Source organism: Amycolatopsis sp. NPDC005232, assembly GCF_040607795.1.
Lineage (GTDB): Bacteria > Actinomycetota > Actinomycetes > Mycobacteriales > Pseudonocardiaceae > Amycolatopsis.
This window is the reverse complement of the sequence record NZ_JBEXHL010000007.1, coordinates 186,117-208,596: the sequence shown is the minus strand read 5'-3', so window position 1 is coordinate 208,596 and position 22,480 is coordinate 186,117. Positions and strand designations below refer to the sequence as shown.

Annotated in this window: 19 protein-coding genes and 1 pseudogene; 11 read left to right on the top strand and 9 right to left on the bottom strand. The window is 70.9% G+C overall.

What is annotated here, in order from left to right:
* Positions 1-9 precede the first annotated feature (9 nt).
* Positions 10-1,320 (bottom strand): glycosyl hydrolase family 8, encoded by a 1,311-nt coding sequence (locus ABZU76_RS16185; RefSeq protein ID WP_354869756.1) that lies wholly within the window; start codon positions 1,318-1,320, stop codon positions 10-12.
* Positions 1,321-1,460: 140 nt separating this feature from the next.
* On the opposite strand from ABZU76_RS16185, the gene ABZU76_RS16180 reads away from it, so the two are divergent.
* From ABZU76_RS16180 to ABZU76_RS16165, 4 genes and pseudogenes are all read left to right on the top strand, one after another.
* Positions 1,461-2,624, top strand: coding sequence for an ROK family protein (locus ABZU76_RS16180; protein ID WP_354869753.1), 1,164 nt, complete (start codon positions 1,461-1,463; stop codon positions 2,622-2,624).
* A 247-nt stretch (positions 2,625-2,871) separates the two neighbouring features.
* A pseudogene (locus ABZU76_RS16175) lies at positions 2,872-3,889 on the top strand (LLM class F420-dependent oxidoreductase).
* Between the two features lie 210 nt (positions 3,890-4,099).
* Positions 4,100-5,062 (top strand): exopolyphosphatase, encoded by a 963-nt coding sequence (locus ABZU76_RS16170; RefSeq protein WP_354869750.1) that lies wholly within the window; start codon positions 4,100-4,102, stop codon positions 5,060-5,062.
* Between the two features lie 42 nt (positions 5,063-5,104).
* Positions 5,105-5,281 carry a hypothetical protein gene (locus tag ABZU76_RS16165; protein ID WP_354869747.1) on the top strand — a complete coding sequence of 59 codons (177 nt, stop codon included), beginning with the start codon at positions 5,105-5,107 and terminating at the stop codon, positions 5,279-5,281.
* 94 nt (positions 5,282-5,375) lie between these two features.
* Here the strand turns inward: ABZU76_RS16165 and ABZU76_RS16160 are convergent, their stop codons facing one another.
* The 3 genes from ABZU76_RS16160 to ABZU76_RS16150 are packed head-to-tail and all read right to left on the bottom strand — an operon-like array spanning position 5,376 to position 8,864.
* Positions 5,376-7,757: a glycosyl hydrolase family 65 protein gene (locus tag ABZU76_RS16160; RefSeq protein WP_354869744.1), complete on the bottom strand. Its 2,382-nt coding sequence runs from the start codon at positions 7,755-7,757 to the stop codon at positions 5,376-5,378.
* Positions 7,754-8,485 (bottom strand): beta-phosphoglucomutase family hydrolase, encoded by a 732-nt coding sequence (locus ABZU76_RS16155; protein WP_354869741.1) that lies wholly within the window; start codon positions 8,483-8,485, stop codon positions 7,754-7,756. Before ABZU76_RS16155 ends, ABZU76_RS16160 begins: the two co-directional genes overlap by 4 nt.
* 10 nt (positions 8,486-8,495) lie before the next feature.
* Positions 8,496-8,864 carry a metalloregulator ArsR/SmtB family transcription factor gene (locus ABZU76_RS16150; protein WP_354870059.1) on the bottom strand — a complete coding sequence of 123 codons (369 nt, stop codon included), beginning with the start codon at positions 8,862-8,864 and terminating at the stop codon, positions 8,496-8,498.
* Positions 8,865-9,041: 177 nt separating this feature from the next.
* On the opposite strand from ABZU76_RS16150, the gene ABZU76_RS16145 reads away from it, so the two are divergent.
* Positions 9,042-9,530 carry an SRPBCC family protein gene (locus tag ABZU76_RS16145; protein ID WP_354869738.1) on the top strand — a complete coding sequence of 163 codons (489 nt, stop codon included), beginning with the start codon at positions 9,042-9,044 and terminating at the stop codon, positions 9,528-9,530.
* A 3-nt stretch (positions 9,531-9,533) separates the two neighbouring features.
* Here the strand turns inward: ABZU76_RS16145 and ABZU76_RS16140 are convergent, their stop codons facing one another.
* Positions 9,534-10,682, bottom strand: coding sequence for an ROK family protein (locus ABZU76_RS16140; protein WP_354870056.1), 1,149 nt, complete (start codon positions 10,680-10,682; stop codon positions 9,534-9,536).
* Positions 10,683-11,193: 511 nt separating this feature from the next.
* On the opposite strand from ABZU76_RS16140, the gene ABZU76_RS16135 reads away from it, so the two are divergent.
* The 3 genes from ABZU76_RS16135 (at position 11,194) to ABZU76_RS16125 (ending at position 15,378) form a co-directional block, all read left to right on the top strand.
* Positions 11,194-13,470, top strand: coding sequence for a molybdopterin cofactor-binding domain-containing protein (locus ABZU76_RS16135; protein ID WP_354869736.1), 2,277 nt, complete (start codon positions 11,194-11,196; stop codon positions 13,468-13,470).
* Between the two features lie 27 nt (positions 13,471-13,497).
* On the top strand, positions 13,498-13,953 hold the full coding sequence (locus ABZU76_RS16130; RefSeq protein ID WP_354869733.1) for a (2Fe-2S)-binding protein: 456 nt from the start codon (positions 13,498-13,500) through the stop codon (positions 13,951-13,953).
* Between the two features lie 180 nt (positions 13,954-14,133).
* On the top strand, positions 14,134-15,378 hold the full coding sequence (locus ABZU76_RS16125) for a helix-turn-helix domain-containing protein (protein WP_354869731.1): 1,245 nt from the start codon (positions 14,134-14,136) through the stop codon (positions 15,376-15,378).
* A gap of 64 nt (positions 15,379-15,442) precedes the next feature.
* Here the strand turns inward: ABZU76_RS16125 and mgrA are convergent, their stop codons facing one another.
* On the bottom strand, positions 15,443-16,471 hold the full coding sequence (gene mgrA, locus ABZU76_RS16120; RefSeq protein ID WP_354869729.1) for an L-glyceraldehyde 3-phosphate reductase: 1,029 nt from the start codon (positions 16,469-16,471) through the stop codon (positions 15,443-15,445).
* Positions 16,472-16,482: 11 nt separating this feature from the next.
* Positions 16,483-16,686, bottom strand: coding sequence for a hypothetical protein (locus ABZU76_RS16115; RefSeq protein WP_354869726.1), 204 nt, complete (start codon positions 16,684-16,686; stop codon positions 16,483-16,485).
* A gap of 74 nt (positions 16,687-16,760) precedes the next feature.
* Here ABZU76_RS16115 and ABZU76_RS16110 point away from each other — a divergent pair, with 74 nt between their 5' ends.
* Together ABZU76_RS16110 and ABZU76_RS16105 are read left to right on the top strand one after the other, a co-directional pair.
* Positions 16,761-17,642, top strand: a complete 882-nt coding sequence (locus tag ABZU76_RS16110) for a MoxR family ATPase (RefSeq protein ID WP_354869724.1) — start codon at positions 16,761-16,763, stop codon at positions 17,640-17,642.
* Positions 17,639-19,021, top strand: a complete 1,383-nt coding sequence (locus tag ABZU76_RS16105; RefSeq protein ID WP_354869721.1) for a VWA domain-containing protein — start codon at positions 17,639-17,641, stop codon at positions 19,019-19,021. The genes ABZU76_RS16110 and ABZU76_RS16105 overlap by 4 nt, the downstream gene beginning before the upstream one ends.
* Here the strand turns inward: ABZU76_RS16105 and add are convergent.
* A complete protein-coding gene (gene add, locus ABZU76_RS16100) occupies positions 18,999-19,970 on the bottom strand; it encodes an adenosine deaminase (RefSeq protein WP_354869719.1) in 972 nt (323 codons plus the stop codon). The two genes, ABZU76_RS16105 and add, sit on opposite strands and share 23 nt — an antisense overlap.
* A 137-nt stretch (positions 19,971-20,107) precedes the next feature.
* On the opposite strand from add, the gene ABZU76_RS16095 reads away from it, so the two are divergent.
* Positions 20,108-20,314, top strand: coding sequence for an antitoxin (locus ABZU76_RS16095; protein WP_354870054.1), 207 nt, complete (start codon positions 20,108-20,110; stop codon positions 20,312-20,314).
* A 273-nt stretch (positions 20,315-20,587) separates the two neighbouring features.
* Here the strand turns inward: ABZU76_RS16095 and recQ are convergent, their stop codons facing one another.
* Positions 20,588-22,423: a DNA helicase RecQ gene (gene recQ / locus ABZU76_RS16090; protein ID WP_354869716.1), complete on the bottom strand. Its 1,836-nt coding sequence runs from the start codon at positions 22,421-22,423 to the stop codon at positions 20,588-20,590.
* Between the last annotated feature and the right edge of the window lie 57 nt (positions 22,424-22,480).

The window sequence follows — 22,480 nt, the reverse complement described above, 5'->3', positions numbered from 1 at the left end:
GTCTGTCGCTCAGTTGTGGTTACCGTGCGGTGCCCAGATCCTGAACTGGCCGCTGTCGTAGAGCAGGCCGAGCAGGTAGAGCATTCCGTCGTAATAACGGGCCCGCCCGGTCGGGATCGGCGTGTTCCAGAAATCCCGGACAAAGCCGTTCTTGTCCGGATTGGTGGCCGAGATCGCGGAGGTCGAGTTCATCGCCACGAGCCCCTCGGCGTGCGCGGGTTCGTAGGTATTCTGGCCGGCGGTCAATGGGGTGCCGTCGAGGTGGTAGCGGCTGACATAAGTGCTGACACCCTGGCCTTGGAAGAAGCGCTCCAGCGTGTTGGAGTACTGCGTCTCCCACGGCTTGACGCCGTACCAGGAAGCGTCGACGTTGGCGTTGGCGATGGCGCGCCACGCGTCTTCCTGGAAGTTGTGGTCGTAGGCATTGTCGGTGACCGTCTCGGTCGGCCGCAGGTACGGCGTGCCGTCGAAGTGGGCGTAGTCCGGCGCCAGGCCCGTCACCGGGTTCGCCGCCTTCTGCAGCAGATTTTCGCCCGCGGTGTAGGCCTTGTCCCACAACTCGCGATCCGACGGGTCAGCCGCGGCGAACACCTTGTAGAACCCGGTGAGGCTGTAGGAGGGATCGGTGTAGTCGACCGCGAACGGCGGCGAGAACGTCGGCAGGGAGGACTGGCGGTCGAACATGTCGACGCCGCCGTGGTCGGACTCGTGCCACATCGCGTGCAGGATCTGCTCCGCCTGCTGCCCGTAGTCGTAAGTCCCACGCCCGTCGCCCCACCGGCCGGACGCGAAGTCGAGCGCCGCGGCCATCCACTGGTCCCCATCGGGCGCCACGCCGGTGTCGATGATCTTCCCGGTGGTGTCGGTGTGCCAGGCGAAGTAGTACTGCTCGGGCCCACTCTGGATCTGCATCTTCGTCTTCGCGAAGTTCCACAGCGCGTCGAACTCCTGCTTGTGGCCCAGCTGCACCGCGATCATCATGGCGTAACCCATGCCTTCGGTGCGCACGTCCTGGTTGCCGATGTCCTCGACATAGGCCAAGTCCGGCGCGAGCTGGTAGTACAGCGTCTGGCCGTCGTAGCGGTTCGCGTCGGTGCCCGGGCTGCCGTGGAAGAGCTGTTGCCAAGTGGTGTTCACCTTGGCGTCGACCTGTCTCTTCGAGTAGCCGGCGCGGGCGAACGCGTCGGGATACGGCCCGGCGTGCAGATTTCCGGGCGGATTGTGGGCGGGGAATGGTGCGGCGAATGCGGTCGCGGATACGGAGGACAACAAAGCAGCGGTCGCGAGAATCAGCGTGCTGAGTTTCGTCGTCTTGCGCACACGACACCTCCTCGTGTCAGGGCGGGCACGGTGGCCGCGGGGCCGTCGTCAACTTAAGAGGCCGAGATAGAGCGAGTCAATGGCCAACCCTCGTCAGAAATGGGGGAGGTTATTTCAATTATGGGGCTAACCTTGCTAACGTGACCGGAGTGGAATCGCGACAAATGCGCAATCGGCGCGCAGTGCTCGCCGCGGCACGATTCGGGCGTCCGACGACCCGTCTCGAGATCGCGCGCATGACCGGCCTCTCGGCGGCCACCGTCTCCGGCCTCGTCGCCGACCTGATCACGGACGGTGTCCTGGTCGAGCTGGCCCAGCGAGTCCCCGCCGCGGGCGTGGCCGGCGGGCGCCCGGCCGCGGCGCTCGCCGTCAACCCGGCACTGGGCGCGCTGATCGGCATCCACCTGGCCCACGCGGGGGTCCGGATCCTGCTCGCCGGCGTGGACGGCGCCGTGCGCGCCGAACACGCCCACGACATCGACGTCGAACACCAGCCGGCCGACACCCTCGAGTACGTGGCCTCCACGGCGCTCGACCTTGTCGCGGACCTCGAAATCCCGCATCGGGAGCTGCTGGGAGTCGGGGTGGCCGTCTCGGCTCCGGTGCTGCTGCATTCGCAGACCCTCAGCTCACCGCCGATGCTGAGCGATTGGGGGGAGGTCGACATCGCGGCCCGGCTCGGGAAGCGCATGGGCCTGCCCGTGCACGTCGGCAACGACGCCGATCTCGGCGCGCTCGCCGAATGGCGCCTCGGCGCGGCGGCGTCCGCGGACAACTTCGTCTACGTGATGCTGTCCGAGGGGGTCGGCGCCGGCCTCGTCCTGCAAGGCCGGCTCTACGCGGGTGACGCCGGTGCCGCGGGTGAGCTCGGGCACGTCACAGTGGTACCGGACGGGCTCATCTGCCGATGCGGCAGCCGGGGCTGCCTGGAGACCGTCGTCGGGGCTCGCGCGCTTGCCACCACGCTCGCCCACAGCCACGGCCCCACCTGCAGCTTCGCCGATCTGATCTCCCTGGCGCACCAGGGAGATCCCGGCGTCCGGCGCCTGCTCGGCGACGCGGGCCGGGCCGTCGGCACCGCGCTGGCCCCCGTCTGCACGGTGCTCAACCCGAAACTGGTCGTCGTCGGCGGCACCCTCGCGCAGACCGGCGAGCCGCTGCTCACCGGCATCAGGGAGACGCTGGCGCGCAACGTTTCGCCAGTCACTAACCGAACGCCGGAGGTCCTCCCGGGCGCACTCGGCACTGGCGCCGAAGCGCTCGGCGCGGTGATCACGGCGAACCAGTTCGCCGACCTCGGCTGAGAGCCGTGCCTCGCGTGCCTTCCGCGAGCAGGCGGTCCGCCGTTGCGCATCGGTCGCGTGCGCGACCTCCGACCACCGCCTGGCGATTCGCGCCGGAGGACGCAGAGTCCAGGCTCGACGTCGCGGAGACCGGTATCTCCTGCGCCGGATCGGCTTCGGGGAGGTGGCCGGGCGGGGTCGTGCCCCGCTAGGCTAAGCGCACGCTTAGCCAGGCTGGTGCGCCGGGCCGTGGGAAAGAGGGAGCACGATGAGGATCGGGACGGGCATCAACTACTCCGGCGGGTTCGCCGACAGCGTGGCGGACATCGTCGAGCTGGAGAAGGTCGGGCTCGACATCGCCTTCGTCCCGGAGGCCTACAGCTTCGACGCGGTGAGCCAGCTGGGGTATCTCGCGGCGAAGACCGAGCGGGTGCAGCTGGCGTCGGGGATCTTCCAGATCTACACGCGCACGCCGAGCCTCACCGCGATGACGGCGGCGGGCCTGGACTTCGTGTCCGGCGGCCGGTTCACGCTCGGGCTGGGCGCGTCGGGCCCGCAGGTGATCGAGGGGTTCCACGGCGTGAAGTACGACGCGCCGCTGGCCCGCACGCGCGAGATCGTGGAGATCTGCCGGCAGGTGTGGCGGCGCGAGCGAGTGGTGCACGAGGGCAAGCACTACCCGATCCCACTGCCGCCGGAGCAGGGCACGGGGCTGGGCAAGCCGCTGAAGCTGATCAACCACCCGGTGCGCGAGCGGATCCCGATCCTGCTCGCGGCGCTGGGGCCGAAGAACGTCGCGTTGACCGCTGAGCTGGCCGAGGGCTGGGAGCCGATCTTCTTCCACCCGGAGAAGGCGAACGACGTGTGGGGCGAGGCACTGGCCGAGGGCAAGGCCAAGCGCGACCCGGCGCTGGGCGAGCTGGACGTGTTCGCAGGCCCGGCGCTCGCGATCGGCGACGACGTGGAGCACCTGCTCGACCAGATCCGGCCGCACCTGGCGCTCTACATCGGCGGGATGGGCGCGCGCGGCAAGAACTTCTACAACACCCTCGCCCAGCGCTACGGCTTCGAGGCCGAGGCGAAGGAGATCCAGGACCTCTACCTGGACGGCAAGAAGGAGGAAGCCGCGGCCGCCGTGCCCCTGGAATTGCTGCGCGCGATCTCGCTCGTGGGCCCCGCGTCCTCTCAAGGAAGCGGGGGTGACCACGCTCGTGGTCAGTCCACTGCAGCCCGGTCGCGAGGCCCGGGTCGACGCCGTGGCGAAGCTGCGGGAGATCATCGGCTGACCTGCGCCGACGCGCCGGTGAGCGGGACGAATCCGGTTCGCTCAGGCGTTCGGTTTATCATGTCGTAATCGGAAGGTGTGAAGAAGTCGCACCTCGGGCCCGCGGCTGTGGTGGAAAACCGTAAATCTGCCGCTGGTGGGTCACTTCGGGTGTAAGAACGGTCTTCCGGGGGAACACGACGGCGAAGGCGAAAGCGAGGTAGGCCTGACTGTGCGCAGAGTAGCGGGGCCGGCTGCAGGAGTGCTGGACGTGGGTTCGTTCAGCGCCCGCCTTGTCGTCCTCGAGCCCGGGGGTACGCCGCTGGAGCCGGCCTTGAGCCACCAGACTCGGCTGCGCCTCGACCGTGAGCTCGACAACGACTGCCGGCTGAGCCCGCGCGGGATCGCCGCCATCTCCGCGGCGGTGGCCGACGGGGTGGCCGTGGCGAAGGAACACGGCGTGCGCGACGTGTTCCCGCTGGCGACGTCTTCGATCCGCGACGCGGCCAACGCCACCGAGGTGGTGCGCCGCGTCCGCCGCGACACCGGCGTGGAGCTGCAGTTCCTCTCCGGCCGGCGCGAGGCCGAGCTGACCTACGTGGGCGCGCGGCGCTGGTACGGCGCGTCCGCGGGCCCGCTGCTGGTGCTCGACATCGGCGGCGGCACGGTGGAGCTGTCGGCCGGCGGCGGTTCGCAGGCCGAGTTCGCCCGTTCGCTGCCGCTGGGTGCCCGCTCGGTCACTCGCGACTGGTTTCCCGCCGAGCCGCCGGTGCGGTCCAAGAGGGTCCGCGCGCTGCGTGAGCACGTGCTGGAGGAGGTGTCCGGCGCCCTGGGCGACGCGACGGAGCACATCGCCGGCCACCGCGTCGTCGGCTGCTCGAAGGTGCTGCGCCAGCTGGCCCGCCTCGCGGGCGACCGCCCCGGCAAGGACCGGGAGCTGCACCTCGACGACCTGCGCGTCTGGATCCCGCGCCTGGCCGCCATGCCGTCGGCGAAACGCGCCGAACTGCCCGGCATTTCGCGCCAGCGCGCCCAGCAGGCCCTCGGCGGCGCCGTCGTGGCCGAAGCCCTGCTCACCATCACGGGCGGCCGCATGGCCATCTGCCCGTGGTCCACCCGCGACGGCCTCCTGCTCACCCTGCTCGACGCGCTCGCCACAACGCCGGACAGCACGGGTTCGCGTCCGGCCGCGTGACACCCCTGGTGCGACCAGGCCGAAACGAGGTATCCCGGACCCATGACACGTGAGCTCTTCCCGCGCGACCGCTCCGAGGACGACGAAGACGACCTGACGCTGCCCGACCCCAGCAGTGTGCGCTCCGAGGTGCCCACGGCTCCGGGGCCGGATCTGACGCCGAGCCATACGGAGGAAGTGGAGCCGCCACCGGGCACCGAAGACGCTGAGGACGCCTGAGCGGTTTGTCTTGCGGCCGGCGGATTCGGGGTGGCTGCAGGTCGCGCCGGTGGTAGAGCCCCGCGGAGCCTGAGCGCCCGCGGGGCAAGCAAACTCAGGCCTCCGGGGACACGAACTGGCGCAGCTTCGACCCGTCCCGGCGTTGGGGTGCGCGGCCGTAGGGCTGGAGCGGCGGATCGCCAGGGTCGACGTCCGCGATGGGGAGCGTCACCGGGGCCGTGGTGACCGTGAATCGCTCGCCGTGGTGGACGAGTTCCAGGGGCTCGCCCTCGAGGACGTGGTAGGTTGCCTCGCCCGGGCGGATGGCGACCTGGAAGCGCGTGCCGCGGAAGGCCAGGCGGAAGGTGATGCCGCCGAGCTGGCGGGGCAGGCGAGGGGCGAACGAGAGCTGCCCGCCGTGGTCGCGCAGGCCGCCGAAGCCCGCGACGGTGCCCTGCCACGCGCCGGCGAGCGAGGCCATGTGCAGGCCGTTGCGGACGTTGTTGTGCACGTCGTGCAGGTCGGTCAGCGCGGCCTCGGCCAGGTAGTCGTACGCGAGGTCCAGGTGGCCCACCTCGGCCGCGATCACGGCCTGCGTGCCGGCCGAGAGCGACGAGTCGCGCACCGTGCGGGCCTCGTAGTAGGCGAAGTCGCGGGCCTTCTCCTCGGGGCTGAACGAGTCGCCGCACAGGTGCAGCGCCAGCACGAGGTCGGCTTGCTTCACGACCTGCTTGCGGTACAGGTCGAAGTACGGGTAGTTCAGCAGCAGCGGGTAGAACGCCGGGTCGGTGCCCTTGTAGTCCCACTCGTCGTGCTCCAGGAAGCCCTCCGACTGCGGGTGCACGCCGAGTTCCTGGTTGTAGGGCAGGAACATCGCCTCGGCCGCGGAGCGCCAGCTGTCGATCTCCGTGATGTCCACTTCGAACTGCTGCACGTCGTCGGGGTACTTCTCGCACACCTGCGCCGCGGCGAGGAGGTTCCGTCGCGCCATCAGGTTGGTGTAGACGTTGTTGTCCGCCACCGCCGAGTACTCGTCCGGGCCGGTCACGCCGTCGATGCGGAAGTGCCCGTGCCGGTCGTAGTGGCCCAGTGAAGCCCACAGCCGCGCGGTTTCCACCAGGAGCTCGGCGCCACAGCCGCTTTCGAACTCCTCGTCGTCGGTCGCGTTGATGTAGCGCAGCACGGCGTCGGCGATGTCGGCACTCACGTGGAACGCCGCGGTGCCCGCGGGCCAGTACGCCGAGCACTCGGCGCCGGTGATGGACCGCCACGGGAACGCCGCGCCGCTCAGGCCGAGCTGCTTCGCGCGTTCTTTGGCCTTGTCCATTGTGGAGTGCCGCCAGCTGAGCGCATCCCTTGCCGCGCCCGGGATCGTGTAGGTGAGCACGGGCAGCACGAAGGTCTCGGTGTCCCAGAACGCGTGTCCGTCGTATCCGGGACCGGTCAGGCCCTTGCCGGCGATCGCGCGCTGCTCGCCACGGGCCCCGGCCTGCAGCAGGTGGAACAGCGCGAACCGCACGGCTTGCTGAAGCTCGGGGTCGCCGTCGATCTCGATGTCCGAGGTGGCCCAGAAGTCGTCGAGGTACTGGCGCTGCTCGCTGATCAGCCCCTTCCACCCCGTCTGCCGCGCGCCGGCGAGCGCCGCCTCGACCTGCGCGCGCAGCGCGGGCACGGAGCGCTGCGCGGACCAGCCGTAGGCGAGGAACTTCGTGATCCGCAGGCGCCCGCCCTTCGGGACGTCGACGGCGACCGTGAGCCGCGCGAGGTCGTCCTCGCTGTGGATGCGGGTGCGGATGCCGTCGTCGACCTCGATCTTGTGGTCCATCGCGGCGGCCATGCGCAGGCCGGAGTTGCGCGTCTGGTGCACGAGCACGCCCTGGTAGTTCGCCGCCCGGTTGAACTGCGACATCAGCGGCGTGTCGAGAGCGGCGGCCACGCGCGGGTCGCGGGTGTCGGACTCGATCGGCTCGTTGGCCAGCAGGTCGGACTGGACCACGAGCTGCAGGTCCTCGTCGAGCGGCTCCACCTCGTAGCGGATCGCCGCGATCGCGCGCTGCGTGAACGACACGAGCCGCTCGGTCTTCACGCGCACGCGGCGGCCGGTGGGGGAGGACCACTCGGTGGAGCGGCGCAGCGTGCCGCTGCGGAAGTCGAGCACGCGGTCGTGCTCCAGCGCCGTGCCGTAGCGCATGTCGAGCGGCTCGTCCTCCACCAGCAGCCGGAGGATCTTGCCGTCGGTCACGTTGACCACGGTCTGCCCCTCCTCGGGGTAGCCGTAGCCGCCTTCGGCGTAGGGCAGTTCGTGCTGCTCGTAGAAGCCGTTGAGGTACGTGCCGGGCAGCCCGCGCGGCTCGGCTTCCTCGAGCGTGCCGCGCAGGCCGATGTGGCCGTTGGACAGCGCGAACGCCGACTCCGTGCGCTGCAGCGCGTCGACGTCGAGGCCGCGCCAGCGCAGCTCCCACGGCGAGCACTCGTAGCCGAACGGCGTTTCGGTCATGCCTTCTCCAGGAGTTCGGCGAGGTCGTCGACCACGACGTCGGCGCCGTGGGCTTTCAGTTCGTCGGCCTGGTCGGCGCGGTTCACGCCCACCACGTAACCGAAGTGGCCGGCGCTCCCGGCCTGCACGCCCGAGAGCGCGTCCTCGAACACGGCCGCGTGCGCGGGCTCGACACCGAGCGCCTTCGCGCCGGCGAGGAAGGAATCGGGGGCGGGCTTGCCCTTGAGGTTGTCGCGCCGGATGACCAGGCCGTCGATCCGGGCCTCGACGAACTTCGTCAGGTCCGCGGCGTCGAGCACCTTCGCGCCGTTGGCCGACGACGTCACCACGGCGATGCGCAGGCCGGCCGCCTTCGCCTCTTCGAGGTAGCGCACGGAGCCGGGGTAGGGGTTCACGCCGCGTTCTTCGATGATCTTCAGGACCAGCTCGTTCTTGCGGTTGCCGACGCCGTTCACGGTCGGCTCGTTCACGCCGTCGTCGGGGGAGCCTTCGGGCAGCCGGATGTCGCGGGAGCGCAGGAACTCGCGCACGCCGTCGGCTCGCGGGCGGCCGTCGACGAAGGCCGCGTAGTCGTGGTCGGTGAACTCCCGGAACGTGTCGCCGTCCCGGCCGCGAAGAAACTCGTCGAACGTCCGTTTCCACGCTTCACGGTGGAGTACGGCCGTTCCGGTCAGCACGCCGTCGAGGTCGAACAGACAGGCGGTGATGGTGTCCGGCAGTCCGATCATGAGCGCAAACCTACCGGTCCGGACCCGCTTCCGCGGCACCCGTGTCGTGGGGGCGCACGCGGTGGATCAGCTCGTGCACGGTCGCGTCCGCCAGCCGGTACCGCACCACGCGCCCGTCGCGGTGCGCGGTCACGAATCCGTGGGCTCGCAGCAGCCGCAGCGCCTGCGAAACGGCGGTGTCCGTCATGCCCGTGGCCGCCGCGAGGTCGGTGACGCTGATCTCGCGCGCGTAGTGGATCGACACGAGCAACGCCAGCCGCGACGGATCGGCCACCACGGCGAACCGCCCGGCCCACTCTTCGATGACCGCCCTGTCCCCCAACCCGGCGACAGCGGCGGCCACGCGCTCCGGGTCGATCAGACGCCGGTCGGGCTCGATGCTCACAACGCCCGATGATTCCACCCCGGCCGCCCGCCTACCACCGCGGCCGAGCAGTCGGCCGCGCGGGAATGTTCAGCCGCGGTGTCGAACCGGCGCCGGTGCGTTCGTCGAGTGGGTGCGCAGGGCTTCACACCGGAGGAAGCCCGACACGAACTGATGAGGAGCGTGCCTGTCATGGCCGAGAAGAACGTGAGTGCCACCCTGACCATCGCGGTACCCGCCGGCACGGTTTTCGCGGTCCTGACGGACCCGGCGACCCACGCCGCGATCGACGGCACCGGCTGGGTCCGGGAACCCGTCGACCGGGCGCTGCTCACCGAGGTGGGGCAGCTGTTCCGGATGGACATGTACTACGCCACCGGCTACCGGGTGGTCAACAAGGTTCACGTGCTCGAGCCGCCGCGCGTCGTCGGCTGGTTCACCGGGCAGGAGAAGGAAGACGGCGAGCTGGAGTTCGGGGGCTGGACCTGGCGTTACGACCTCACGCCGCTCGGTCCGTCCGGCACCGAAGTCACGCTCACCTACGACTGGTCGGCGGTACCGCAGTTCATCCGCGATCGCGGTATCCGGTTCCCGCCGTTCCCCCCTGACCACCTCGTCAATTCGCTGCACCACTTGGCCGAGCTGGCCGGCGCGTCCCGGCTCGCGGCCGGGTCGCAGTGAGGTTCAGGCCGCCCCGACCCGACGTTCGAACACCAACCCCTCCGCGGCCCGCAACCCCACACTCATCGCCCCCGTCAGTACACCGTCGTCGCCCAGTTCGCCTTGGACGACGGTCGGGAGGAGGGGCGTGAAGGAGCGCAGGGCGCGGTCGATGGGGTCCAGCAGGAGGTCGGCGGCGGTGCCGATGCCGCCGCCCAGGACGATGAGTTCGGGGTCCACGACGGCGGCCACGGAGGCGACCGTGTAGGCGAGGCGGTCGGCTTCCATCCGCACCGCGCGCTGGGCCAGTTCGTCGCCCTCGCGGGCCAGGCGGAAGACCTCGCGGGCCGATTTCGCCGTGCCCAGGCCGAGTTCGCGTGCGCCGCGGACCACGGACTGGGCGGCGGTGGCCTCTTCGAGGTGGCCGCGGGCGGGGACCTCGCCGCCCGACTGGGTGCGGCCGTAGGGGAGGTAGCCGATCTCGCCGGCGGCGCCCGTCGCGCCGCGGAAGACGCGGCCGTCGACCATGAGGCCCATGCCGACGCCGGTGCCGATCATGAGGCAGCCCACCACGGACGCGCCGCGGGCGGCGCCGCTTTCCCACTCGCCGACGGCGGTGAGGTTGGCGTCGTTCTCCACGACCAGGCCGGCGCCCAGCGCGGCCTCCAGATCGTCGAGCAGGCCGGGTTTGCCCCAGCCCGGCAGGTTCGGCGCGTGCCGGAAGCAGCGCTTCGCCGGGTCCGCGACGCCGGGGGAGCCCAGCACGCGCACCACGATGTCGGCGTCGGTCAGCCCGGCCTCGGCCACGATCTCGCGCGCCAGCCGGCCGACGGAGGCGACGAGCGCGCTGCCGGAGCGGGCCGTGTTGCGGGCGTCGCGCCTCGCGACCATCGTGCGGCCCAGGTCCGACACGGCGACGCGGATGTGCTCGCGCCCGATGTCCACGCCCAGCACGTACCCCGCGGTGGGGTCGGCTTCGTAGAGCACGGCGGAACGGCCGGTTCCGGTGGACGTGTGCCCGGTCGCCCGCGCGAGGCCCGCGGCCTCCAGCGCCAGCAGCGCCTGGCTCACCGTCGGCTTGGACAGCCCGGTGTCCTTCGCGACCTGCGGCCGCGTCGCCGGCCCGCCGCGGCGCAGCAGGTCGAGCACCGCCCGCTGGTTGATCCTGCGCATCCCGGCCGGCGTGCCGACCGGCGGAGTACCCGCGCCCACCACGTGCCGCCCGCTTCCTAGTCGTGCCGATGTCATCACTGCCAAGGTAACCGGCTTCGGCAGGAAACCTTCTTTTCACCCGTTCGGTGACCAGCGGCAGAGCGTCCAGGCGACGATACGGGCTGTCGGCGCCATCCCGGCGCAGGGCGCGCGGAGCCGGGGCGTCGCGAGTGTCCGAACGGCCATCCGGCGCAGCCCGCGCTCACCCGTCGGCACCCCCGTGAACACCCGATCCGACCAGTGGTGAATGTGTCACGACGCACATTCGAAGGCGGTCGGCTGTTACCTCGTCACAGACATCAGTCGACACGACTACTGCGCGTTGCGTCGTTTCTGTCACGTCCTTAGCGTGGCGCGCCAGACCTCCCGTTCCACCACCGCGTCACACCCCACCACCCGGGCTGCACCGTCGCAGCGGCGCTCGCCCGGCCGCGCCGTCCGCACCGGCGCGAGTGCCTCGAAGGGATTCCCGATGGCCAGTCCCACCACCAGCCCCGGACCACAGGGCGGTACCGAGCCGGACAACGCAGCGCCGGACGACGACGGGCGCGTCGGCCGCCGCCGCTTCCTCACCTACCTCGTCGCCGCGCCGACGCTGACCGTCGCGACGAAGCTGTCGTTCGACACCCTCGTGCCGGACAAGGCCGAAGCCGTGGTGCCCACGCTGCCGCAGCCTGCCGAGATCCTCGACCTCGGCGACGTGCTCACACTCTCGAACGCGCCCACGGCCGGCATGCTCGTGCTCGAGGTGACCACCGACGGCGGCGTGCGCCTGCAGCTGCCGCGCGCCGAGGTGGGCCAGGGCATCAACACGGCCAGCGCAATGCTCGTCGCCGAAGAGATGGACCTGCCGCTCGACAAGGTCGACGTGGTGCTGGCCGACGCGCGCCCGGAGCTGCTGTTCAACCAGCTCACCGGCGGCTCCAACACCATGCGCTCGCTGTACGACCCGATCCGCACCGCCGCCGCGACGGCCCGCGCCCGGATGGTGGCCGCCGCGAGCTCGCAGTGGAACGTCCCGGCGGCGCGCCTGTCGACCCGCGACGGTCTCGTGCGCTCGCCGGACGGGCGCAAGGCCTCCTACGGTGTGCTCGCCGGCCCGGCGGCTCGCGCCGACCTGCCCACCGCGGCCGTGAAGCCGAAGGCCGAGTCGGCCCACACGCTGGTCGGCACCCCGACGTCGCGCAAAGACGCGCTCGCCATGGTCACGGGCAAGCAGGTCTACACGCTCGACCTCGACATCCCCGGTGCGATGCCGGTGATGGTGCGGCGCCCGCCGACGATCAACGGCACGGTCAAGAAGGTCAACAACGAGGCCGCCGTGCGCGCGATGCCCGGCATCATCGACATCGCCGTCGTGCAGACCGGCGTCGCGGTGATGGCCGAGACCTTCGGCCAGGCGCTCGACGGCAAGAACGCCCTCGACGTCAGCTGGAACGCGGGCACCGTCGACGGCGAGAACAACGCGTCCATCACGAAGAAGCTGAAGGCCGCGGCGCTGCCGTTCGTGGTGCCGCCGCTGCTGACGCAGTACGTGGACGGCGAGTTCGACTTCGCGTTCGTCAGCCACGCGCCGATGGAATCGAACTCCGCGGTCGCCGACGTCCGCGAGGACAGCGCCACCATCTGGGCCGGCCTGAAGTCGCCGATCGTCGCGAAGCAGACCATCGCGCAGGAGCTGGGGCTGCCGGAGAACAAGGTCACCGTGCACGTCCAGCAGGGCGGCGGCTCGTTCGGCCGCCGGCTGTTCTTCGACGCCGCGCTGGAAGCCGCGCACATCTCCAAGGCCATGAAGAAGCCCGTCCGGCTCATGTGGAGCCGGATCGACGACATGCGCCACGGCCGCGCCCGCGCCGCGAGCCACCACAAGATCCGCGCGACGTTCGCGCTCGGCCAGGTGCTCACGTTCGAGCACAGGGTGGCCAGCGTCGAGACCGACTGGGGCCACGGCCTCGGCGAGATCCTCACCGCGTTCGCCGCGAAGCTGCCCGTGGGCGGCAACCTGAGCTTCGCGCAGACGGTGTTCCTGCTGACGGTGAAGTCGCCCTACAACTACGGCGTCACGACGCAGCTGCTCAACGAGGTGCCGCTGAAGTTCCACACCTCGGCGTGGCGTTCGGTGTACTCCGCGAACACCCGCGGGGCCGAGGAGATCATGGCCGACGAGATCGCGGCCAAGCTCGGCAAGGACCCGCTGGAGTTCCGCCGCGAGTTCATCAAGGAGCCGCGCCAGAAGGCGGTGCTGGACAAGGTCGCCGAGCTCGGCGAGTGGGGCAAGAAGATGCCGAAGGGCTTCGCCCAGGGCATCGCGGTCCACGGCGAGTACAAGTCCTACACCGCCTGCCTGGTGGAGATGGACGCGCGCGACCCGAAGAACCCGCGCGTGACCAAGGCGACGATCGCCGTGGACGTCGGCAAGCCGGTGAACCCCCGAGGCATCCAGTCGCAGATGCTCGGCGGCCTCACCGACGCCATCTCGACCACGCTCACCGCGGGCCTGCACATCGACAACGGACTCCCGCTCGAAGGCAGCTACTCGCAGTTCCACTACGCGCGGCAGAAGAACGCGCCGATGGACGTGAACGTGTTCGTGATGCCGGCCAACGGCAGCGAGATCGGCGGCGCCGGCGAGCTCGGGCTGCCCGCGCCGGTGGGCGCCATCGCCAACGCCTACGCCCGCGCGACCGGCATCAAGCCGCGCAGCTTCCCGATCAACTTCCCCGTCGACTTCGATCCGTTCCCCCGCTGATCTTCCCCACCACCGCAAGGAGTTCCCATGCCCAACTACAGCTTTGTGGTGAACGGGAAGACCGTCACCGTGGACGCGCCGGCCGACCTGCCGCTGCTGTGGGCGCTGCGCGACAAGCTGAAGGTGCGCGGCCTCAAGTACGGCTGCGGCATCAACGTCTGCAAGGCCTGCACCAGCCACCTCGACGGCGAGGCCATGAACCCGTGCGTCACGCCGGTCTCCGAGTGTGAGGGCCGCGAGGTCACCACGATCGAGGGCCTGGCGGACGGCGACAAGCTGCACCCGGTGCAGGAGGCGTGGCTGGAGCAGGACGTCGCGCAGTGCGGTTATTGCCAGCCGGGCCAGATCATGGCCGCCGTCGCGCTGCTGAAGAAGACCAAGAACCCCACCGACGCCGACATCGACGCGATCGAGAACGTGTGCCGCTGCGGTTCGTATTTCCGCATCCGCGAGGCGATCAAGTCGGCCGCCGCGAAGATGTGACCCGCGAATGCGGAAGTTCTACATCAGTTCTTCCGCATTCGCGGCAAGTGTCACAAGTTCACCCGGCCGAGTGAGCGGGTGTCGTGTTAGATGACCTTCCCGAGGGCTCAACGACGAGTCCCCGTACGGTCACGGGCGAGGGGCGCGCGAGCGCCCTTCGCCCAGGCCTGGAGGGCGTTGATGCACTACCAGACAGTTCTGCGCGACGGGCTCGCCCCCGTGGTCTCGGTGCTCGCCGCCGAGGTCGAAACCGCCATGCCCGAGCTGATCGAAGCGACCACGCACCAGATCCTCGAGCAGATGCCGGTCTACCGCGACGAGCGGTTCGTCACCCACGCCGAACTGCGCAATTCCGTGCGCGCCAACCTCGACTACGTGATGCGCACGCTGCGCGGCGAAGACGTGCCCGACCTGTCCCAGGCGCGGGCCACCGGCCGCGCGCGGGCGCTGCAGGGCGCGCCGCTGCCGGAAGTCCTGCGCGCGTACCGGATCGGGCTCACCGAGGTGTGGCACCGATTCGTGCTGCTGACCGCGCGCGGCGACCACCAGGACCTCGCCGGGCTCGTCGCCGCGACGTCCGCGGTGTGGGCGCTGGTCGACGACTACGCCGAGGCGCTCACTTCGTCCTATCGGGACACCGCGGCCGAAGTCGTGGTGGCGCACCAGAACCGGCGCTCCGCTCTGGTGGAGGCGTTGTTCGCCGGCGGCGCCGCGACCGAGGGCACGCTGTGGGACATCGCGCGCGTGCTGGAGCTGACCGTGGACGGCAGCTTCGTAGTCGTCGCGGCCGAAACGCCGCGGCTGGGCCACGAACCGCTGCCGAAGATCGAGCAGCGCCTGCGCGAAGCCCAGCACGCCTCGGCGTGGCGGCTCACGCCGGACCTGCAGGTGGGTGTGGTGTCGCTGCGCGACCCGTCGGCGTGCAAGGTGACCATCGACCTGTTGCGCGAAGCCCCCGTGGGCCGCGTCGGCATGAGCCCGGTGTTCTCGGGCCTCGGCAACACCTCCCGGGCGCTGCACTTCGCGCGCGTGGCACTGTCCAGCATGGCGCCCGGCTCGACGGGCCTGGTGCAGTTCACGGAGTCGCCGCTCGCGGGCCTGGTCGCCAGCGCGCCGGAGGCGTCGGTGCAGCTCGCGCACCACGTGCTGCGCCCGATCCTCGACCTGCCCGGCGACGACCGCAACGTGCTGCTGCTGACCCTGCGCGCGTGGTTCGACTGCCAGGGCTCCACGAAACTCACGTCGGAACGGATGTTCTGCCACCCCAACACGATCCGCCACCGCCTGCGCCGCATCACCGACGAGCTCGGCCGCTCGCTCACGGACCCGCAGGACATCGCGGAGCTGGGTGCGGCGCTGCGCGCGCTGCACCTGTTCCCGGAGACCTCGCACCTGCCGGCACCGCGGCCGACCCGCGCTGGGTGAGCCGTCGACGACCGTCCACAGTGGCCGGTGACGCGAACATCGCCACCGGCCACCGGACGGACCGTCAGCTGTCGCTCGAGCGCTTCCAGAGGTTGATGTCCGACTCCGTCGCGTACCGGTCGATCTCGGCCAGCTCCTCGGCGGTGAACTCGAGGTTGTCCAGCGCGGCGACGTTGTCCTCGAGCTGCTTGACACTGCTCGCGCCGATCACCAGCGACGTCATGCGCGGGTCGCGCAGGGCCCAGGCCAGCGCGAGCTGCGCCAGCGACTGGCCGCGGCGCGTGGCGATCTCGCCGAGGCCGCGGATCTTCGCGAGCCGGTTCTCGGTGATCGTGTCCGGGTCGAGGGACTTGCCCTGCGCCGCGCGCGAGTCGGCCGGCACGCCGCCGAGGTAGCGGTCGGTGAGCAGGCCCTGGGCGAGCGGAGAGAACGCGATGCAGCCCGCTCCGGCCTCTTCGAGCGTGTCGAGCAGGTGGTCGTCCTCGGTCCACCGGTTGAACATGGAGTACGAGGGCTGGTGGATCAGCAGCGGCGTGCCCAGCTCACGCAGCAGGCGTGCGGCCTCGGCGGTGCGCTCGGAGTTGTAGGAGGAGATGCCGACGTAGAGCGCCTTGCCCGAGCGCACGGCGCGGTCGAGCGCCCCGACGGTCTCCTCCAGCGGAGTCTCCGGGTCGAAGCGGTGGGAGTAGAAGATGTCGACGTAGTCCAGGCCCATGCGGCCCAGCGACTGGTCGAGCGAGGCCAGCAGGTACTTGCGCGAGGCCCAGTCGCCGTACGGGCCCGGCCACATGTCGTAGCCGGCCTTGGTCGAGATCACCAGCTCGTCACGGTAGGGCTTGAAGTCCGTGGCGAGGATCTGGCCGAAGTTGGACTCGGCCGAGCCGTAGGGCGGGCCGTAGTTGTTGGCCAGATCGAAGTGCGTGATGCCGAGGTCGAAGGCGCGGCGCAGGATGTCGCGCTGGACCTGCAGCGGCCGGTCGTGGCCGAAGTTGTGCCACAGGCCCAGGGAGATGGCGGGCAGCTTCAGTCCGCTGCGCCCGCAGCGCCGGTAGGGGATCGAGTCGTATCGGCTGGTCGCCGCAACGTAGGTCACGTGGCCAGATGCTAGCTCGCGACCGGCCGCTCGGCTCCCGCACCGTGCGGCCGGGCCACGGTCCCGGTGCGGCGTGCGGCGACCCTGGGCGGCGCCGTGACCGGTCCCGCGACGAGCGTGCCCTGCCCGGCCGGGCCGTCGGTGTGGGCGGCGACCAGCCGCGGGCCGGCAAGCCTGACCTGCTGAAGGGTGACGGTGGCGGAGCTCAACCGCACACTCGCGCGGATCGTGGAGACGGACTGAGGCCCGGCCAGTACAGTGCGAGGTGAGCATCCGCTTAGGAGGTCACGTGGGCACCGGGTTCTTCTCGTCCGTCGACGACGTGTCGGCGCAGCTGGCCGAGGTCGGCTACCTCGCCTCGACGGCGGTGGCGACCACCGTGTTCCTCGCCGACCGGCTGGGCAAGCCCTTGCTCGTCGAGGGCCCGGCCGGCGTGGGGAAGACGGAGCTGGCCAAAGCCGTGGCCGCCGTCAGCGGTTCGCGGCTCGTGCGCCTGCAGTGCTACGAGGGCATCGACGAGGCCCGCGCACTGTACGAGTGGAACCACGCCAAGCAGTTGCTGCGCATCACCGCCGGGCGCGACGAGACGTGGGAGGACTCGCGCACCGACATCTTCGGTGAGGAGTTCCTGCTGCGCCGCCCGCTGCTGCAGGCGATCTCGGGCACCGAGTCCACGGTGCTGCTGATCGACGAGACCGACAAGGCCGACATGGAGGTCGAGGGCCTGCTGCTGGAGGTGCTCGGCGACTTCCAGGTCACCGTGCCCGAGCTGGGCACGATCACCGCCACCCGCGACCCGTTCGTGGTGCTCACCTCCAACGCGACGCGCGAGCTGTCCGAGGCGCTGCGGCGGCGCTGCCTGTTCCTGCACATCGACTTCCCCGACCCGGAGCTCGAGCTGCGGATCGTGAAGCTGCGCGTGCCCGGCATCGACGCCGCGCTGGCCGACTCCGTGGTCCGTGTGATCGCCGCGCTGCGCGCCATGGACCTGCGCAAGCTGCCGTCGGTCGCCGAGACCATCGACTGGGCGCGCACGCTGCTGGAGCTCGGCTCCGGCACGCTCGACGAGCAGATCGTGCGCGAGAGCCTCGGCGTGGTGCTCAAGCACCAGGACGACATCACCAAGGCCGGCGTGGGCCTCAAGCTCGACCAGGTGCTGGACGCGTCTTGAGCGCGCCCGGCGTCACCGAGCGGCTCACGGCGTTCGTGCAGGCGCTGCGGGCGCAGGGCATCCCGGCGGGCCCGGCCGAGACCGTCGACGCGGGGGCCGCGCTGGAGGTGCTCGGCTTCGACGACCGCGAGCTCGTGCGCGAGGGCCTCGCCGCCGCGCTCGTGCGCCGCGGCGGGCAGCGGGCGGTGTTCGACGCCGCCTTCGACCTGTACTTCCCGGCCGGCGTGGGCGTACCCGAGCTGGCGCGCGACGACCGACCGCGCGACCTCGAACAGCTGCGGGAAGCCGTGGCGGCCGCGCTCGCCGAGGGCGACCAGCAGGCGCTGGCGCAGCTGGCCGGCGTCGCCGTGGAGATGCTCGGCGGGTACGGCGCGGGTTCCGGCGCCGGCGGCGGGTTCTCCGCGCACCAGACGCTGGACCGGCTGCAGCCGCAGACGCTGATCGTGCGTGTGCTCGCCGCGATCCGGGCCGCGGGCGGCGGCTCCGACGAGGGCGGCGAGTTCACCGACCGGCTCACGCGCGACGAGGTCCGCCGCCGTGTCGAGGACTTCCGCGGGAACGTCCGCACGGAGGCCCGCCGGCGCGCGGCCGAGGTGCGGGGCCGCGACCGCGTGGCCAAGCACGCGATCGCGCCGGCCGCGGACCGCGTGGACTTCCTGATCGCCAGCCGGGCGCAGCTGGCCGAGCTGCGCCGCGCCGTGCAGCCGTTGTCGCGCAAGCTCGCGACCCGGCTGGCCGCGCGCCGCAAGCGCACCAGCCGCGGACAGATCGACCTGCGGCGCACGCTGCGGCGGTCGTTGTCGACGGGTGGCGTGCCGGTGCGTCCGGCGTTCCGGCACCGGCGGCCCGGCCGGCCCGAGATCGTGCTGCTGTGCGACCTGTCGGGTTCGGTCGCGGGGTTCGCGAACTTCACGATGCTGCTGGTGCAGGCGCTGCGCGACCAGTTCAGCAAGGTGCGCGTGTTCGCGTTCGTGGACAGCACCGACGAGGTCACGCACCTGGTCACCGCGGGTGTCGCCGACCCGGAGCACCTCGGCGCGCGCATCCTCGAAGAAGCGGCCGTGGTGCGCTGGGACGGGCACAGCGACTACGGCGGCGCCCTGCGCGGGTTCACCGGCAAGTGGATCGACGCCGTCGGCCCGCGCACGTCGGTGCTCATCCTGGGAGACGCGCGCACGAACGGCGGCGACCCCAACCTCGACGCCGTCCGAGCCATCCGCGACCGCGCGCGGCACGTTTACTGGCTCAACCCCGAGCGTCGCGCCCTGTGGTCCACCGGCGACTCGGCGGCGCTGGCGTACGCGGAGCTCGTGGAAATGCACGAGTGCCGCAACGTGCAGCAGCTGAGCACGTTGGTCACGCGCCTACTGCCGGTGTGAGCCACGCGGCGATCTCCTTGCGCAGCGCGGTTTTCGTCTCCTCCGGCGCGAACGACGCCGTGACGGCGGTTTCGGCGAGGGCCGCGAGAGCGGTGTCGTCGTAGCCGAACGTGTCGCGCGCGGTGGTGAACTCGTCGGTCAGCGTGGTGTGCGTGACCGAGGGGACGTCGGTGTTCAGCGTGACGGCCAGGCCCGCGGAGACGAGGCGGGGGAGCGGGTGCTTCGCCATGGTCGGCACCAGGCCGAGGACGACGTTGGACGTCGGGCACACCTCGAGCGCGATCGCGCGGTCACGGACCTCGGCCACCAGTTCGGGGTCGTCGAGGACGCGGATGCCGTGGCCCAGGCGCTCGGCGCGGCCGACGTCGAGGGCTTCGCGGATGCTCTCTGGCCCGGCGTCCTCGCCCGCGTGGTGCACGAGGTGGAGCCCGGCTTCGCGCGCCTTGGCGAAGACGCCGGTGAAGGGAGCGAGCGAGTGGCGCTCCTCGCCCGCCATGCCGAGGCCAACCACCTCGTCGTGGGCCAGGGCGAGCCGCAGCGTGCGCTCGGCGCGTTCGACGGACCGGCGGCGCGAGTGATCGAGGATCACCCGGGTCTCGAGGTCTCCTTCAGACAGTCCTTTGAGGACGGAGCCGAGCGGCATCTCCAGGTCCCCCAGCCGTTCCCCGTGCGACGCGGCCGTGAACGTCACCTCGGCGTACCGCGTGCCCTGCGCGGCTTCGTCCAGGCAGAACTCCCGGGCGACGCGCTCGAAGTCCTCCGGCGTGCGGAGGCAGGCACGGATGAGGGAGTTGTAGTCGGCGAAGTCCCGGAACCCGGTGAACGCCCGTGCCGCACCCGGCAGCGGCACGCCGTTGGCGTTGGCCAGCTCGCGCAGCGTCGCCGGCCGCACGGTGCTCTCGAGGTGGACGTGCAGGTGCGCCTTCGGGAGCGCCGCGAGATCTCGCATGGGGCCGATCATGCCTGGTCAGCCGCCGCGGGTCGCGGGGATTTCGCCCCTACCCGCGTCCGGAATGTTCGAATCGGGGAACTCCGGGTACTCATCACAGCGTTGACGGGATGACGAGAAACCCGCGGGAGGACTCCATGGCAATGCTCAAACGACTCGCCGTACTGGCCGGCGCGGCCACCGCCGTCACGTCGTACGCGAAGAAGAACCCGGAGAAGGTCAACCAGGCCGTGGGCAAGGCCGCCCAATTCGTCGACCAGAAGACCAAGGGCAAGTACCACGCGAAGATCAACGGTGTGACCCAGAAGGTCTCCGACGCGACCAAGCCGAAGCCGGGCCACTGACCGACGCGAGGTAAGCTGGCGGGTGCCGAATCGACCGGATGCTCACCTGGTGAACGCCGGTCACCGGAACCGGCCGCGGCGGCAGGCCAGCGTCCCGACCGCCTGCGGCGGGGTGCGTTCTCGAACCACCTGCGGGCCACCGCCGCGGCCGGGCGCCGCTTCGGCTTCGTCCAGCTGAGGACGGCGAACCCGATCGCTTGCTGTCGCGGCGCGAGGCCGGCGGCGATGCCCGCAGGAGTGCGCCTTCCTCGCCGACTTCCCAGACCGCCGCGCCTATTCCGCCGCCAACGCGGCCAGCACGCTCTCGCCGTACTTCGCCAGCTTGGCCTCGCCGACGCCGCTGACGGTGCCCAGGTCGGAGAGCGAGCCGGGGCGTTCGGCGGCGATCTGGCGCAGCGTGGCGTCGTGGAAGATCACGTAGGCGGGGACGCCCTGGTCCTTGGCCGTGGCGGCGCGCCAGGCGCGGAGGCGTTCGAACACTGGCGCGGCCTCCGCGGGCATTTCCACGGCCGCGGCGGTGCCGCGGCGGGAAGTGCGCGCGGCGCGGGCCGGGCGCTCCGGTTCGCGGCGCAGGGACACGGTGCGTGAGCCGTTGAGCACCGAGGCGCTGCCGTCGGTCAGGACCAGGGAGCCGTAGTCCCCTTCCACGGCAAGGAGGTTCTGCGCCAGCAGCTGCCGGACGACCGCGCGCCACTCCTGCTCGCGCAGTTCGGTGCCGATGCCGAACACCTTGAGCGTGTCGTGCTGGAACTGGGTGACCTTCGGGGTCGTCTTGCCGAGCAGGATGTCGATGATCTGGCCGGCGCCGAACTTCTGGCGCCGTTCGTTGCGCAGCCGCACGACGGTGGAGAGCAGCTTCTGCGCCGGGATGGTGCCGTCGAAGCGTTCGGGCGGGGCGAGGCAGGTGTCGCAGTTGCCGCAGGGTTGGCCGGTCTGGCCGAAGTAGGCGAGGATCTGCGTGCGGCGGCATTCGACGGTCTCGCACAGCGCCAGCATGGCGTTGAGGTGCGCGGCCTGCCGGCGACGGTGGGCCTCGTCGCCCTCGCCGTTCTCGATCATCTTGCGCTGCTGCATCACGTCCTGCAGCCCGTAGGCGAGCCACGCTGTGGACGGCAGCCCGTCTCGGCCCGCGCGGCCCGTCTCCTGGTAGTAGCCCTCCACGGACTTCGGCAGGTCGAGGTGCGCGACGAACCGCACGTCCGGCTTGTCGATGCCCATGCCGAACGCGATGGTGGCCACCACCACGAGCCCGTCCTCGCGCAGGAACCGCGACTGGTTCTCCGCGCGGGTGCGCTTGTCGAGCCCCGCGTGGTAGGGCACCGCGCGGATTCCGTTCTGCACCAGGAACTCCGCCGTCTTCTCCACCGACGCGCGCGAGAGGCAGTAGACGATCCCCGCGTCGCCCTTGTGCTCGGTGCGCAGCAGCTCCAGCAGCTGCTTCTGCGGCGAGTTCTTGCCGACGATGCGGTACTGGATGTTCGGCCGGTCGAAGCTCGCGACGAAGTGGCGCGCGCCGTCGAGGTTGAGCCGCGCGGAGATCTCCTTGTGCGTGGTCTCGGTGGCCGTGGCGGTGAGCGCGATGCGCGGCACGTCCGGCCAGCGTTCGTGCAGCGACGACAGCATCAGGTAGTCGGGCCGGAAGTCGTGGCCCCACTGCGACACGCAGTGCGCTTCGTCGATCGCGAACAGCGCGATCTTCCCGCGGTCGAGCAGCCGCACGGTCGACTCGACCGAGAGCCGTTCCGGTGCCAGGTAGAGCAGGTCGAGCTCACCCGCGACGAACGCCTCTTCGACGCGCTGGCGCTCGCCGAAATCCTGCGTGGAGTTGAGGAATCCCGCGCGTACGCCGAGGTTGCGCAGCGCGTCGACCTGGTCCTGCATCAACGCGATCAGCGGCGAGATCACCACGCCGACGCCGGGCCGCACGAGCGAGGGGATCTGGTAGCACAGCGATTTCCCGCCGCCGGTGGGCATCAGCACCAGCGCGTCTCCGCCGGAGATCACGGTTTCGACGATGTCCGCCTGATCACCGCGGAACGCGTCGTAACCGAACACGCGATGCAGGGTCTCGGCGGCGGGGGAGCGCTGGGCCTGGTCGGGGTGAGCCACCCGGCCGATTCTAGGCGCCGGGACCGACACCGCGGTGCCACCCCGGGCGCCTCGGCG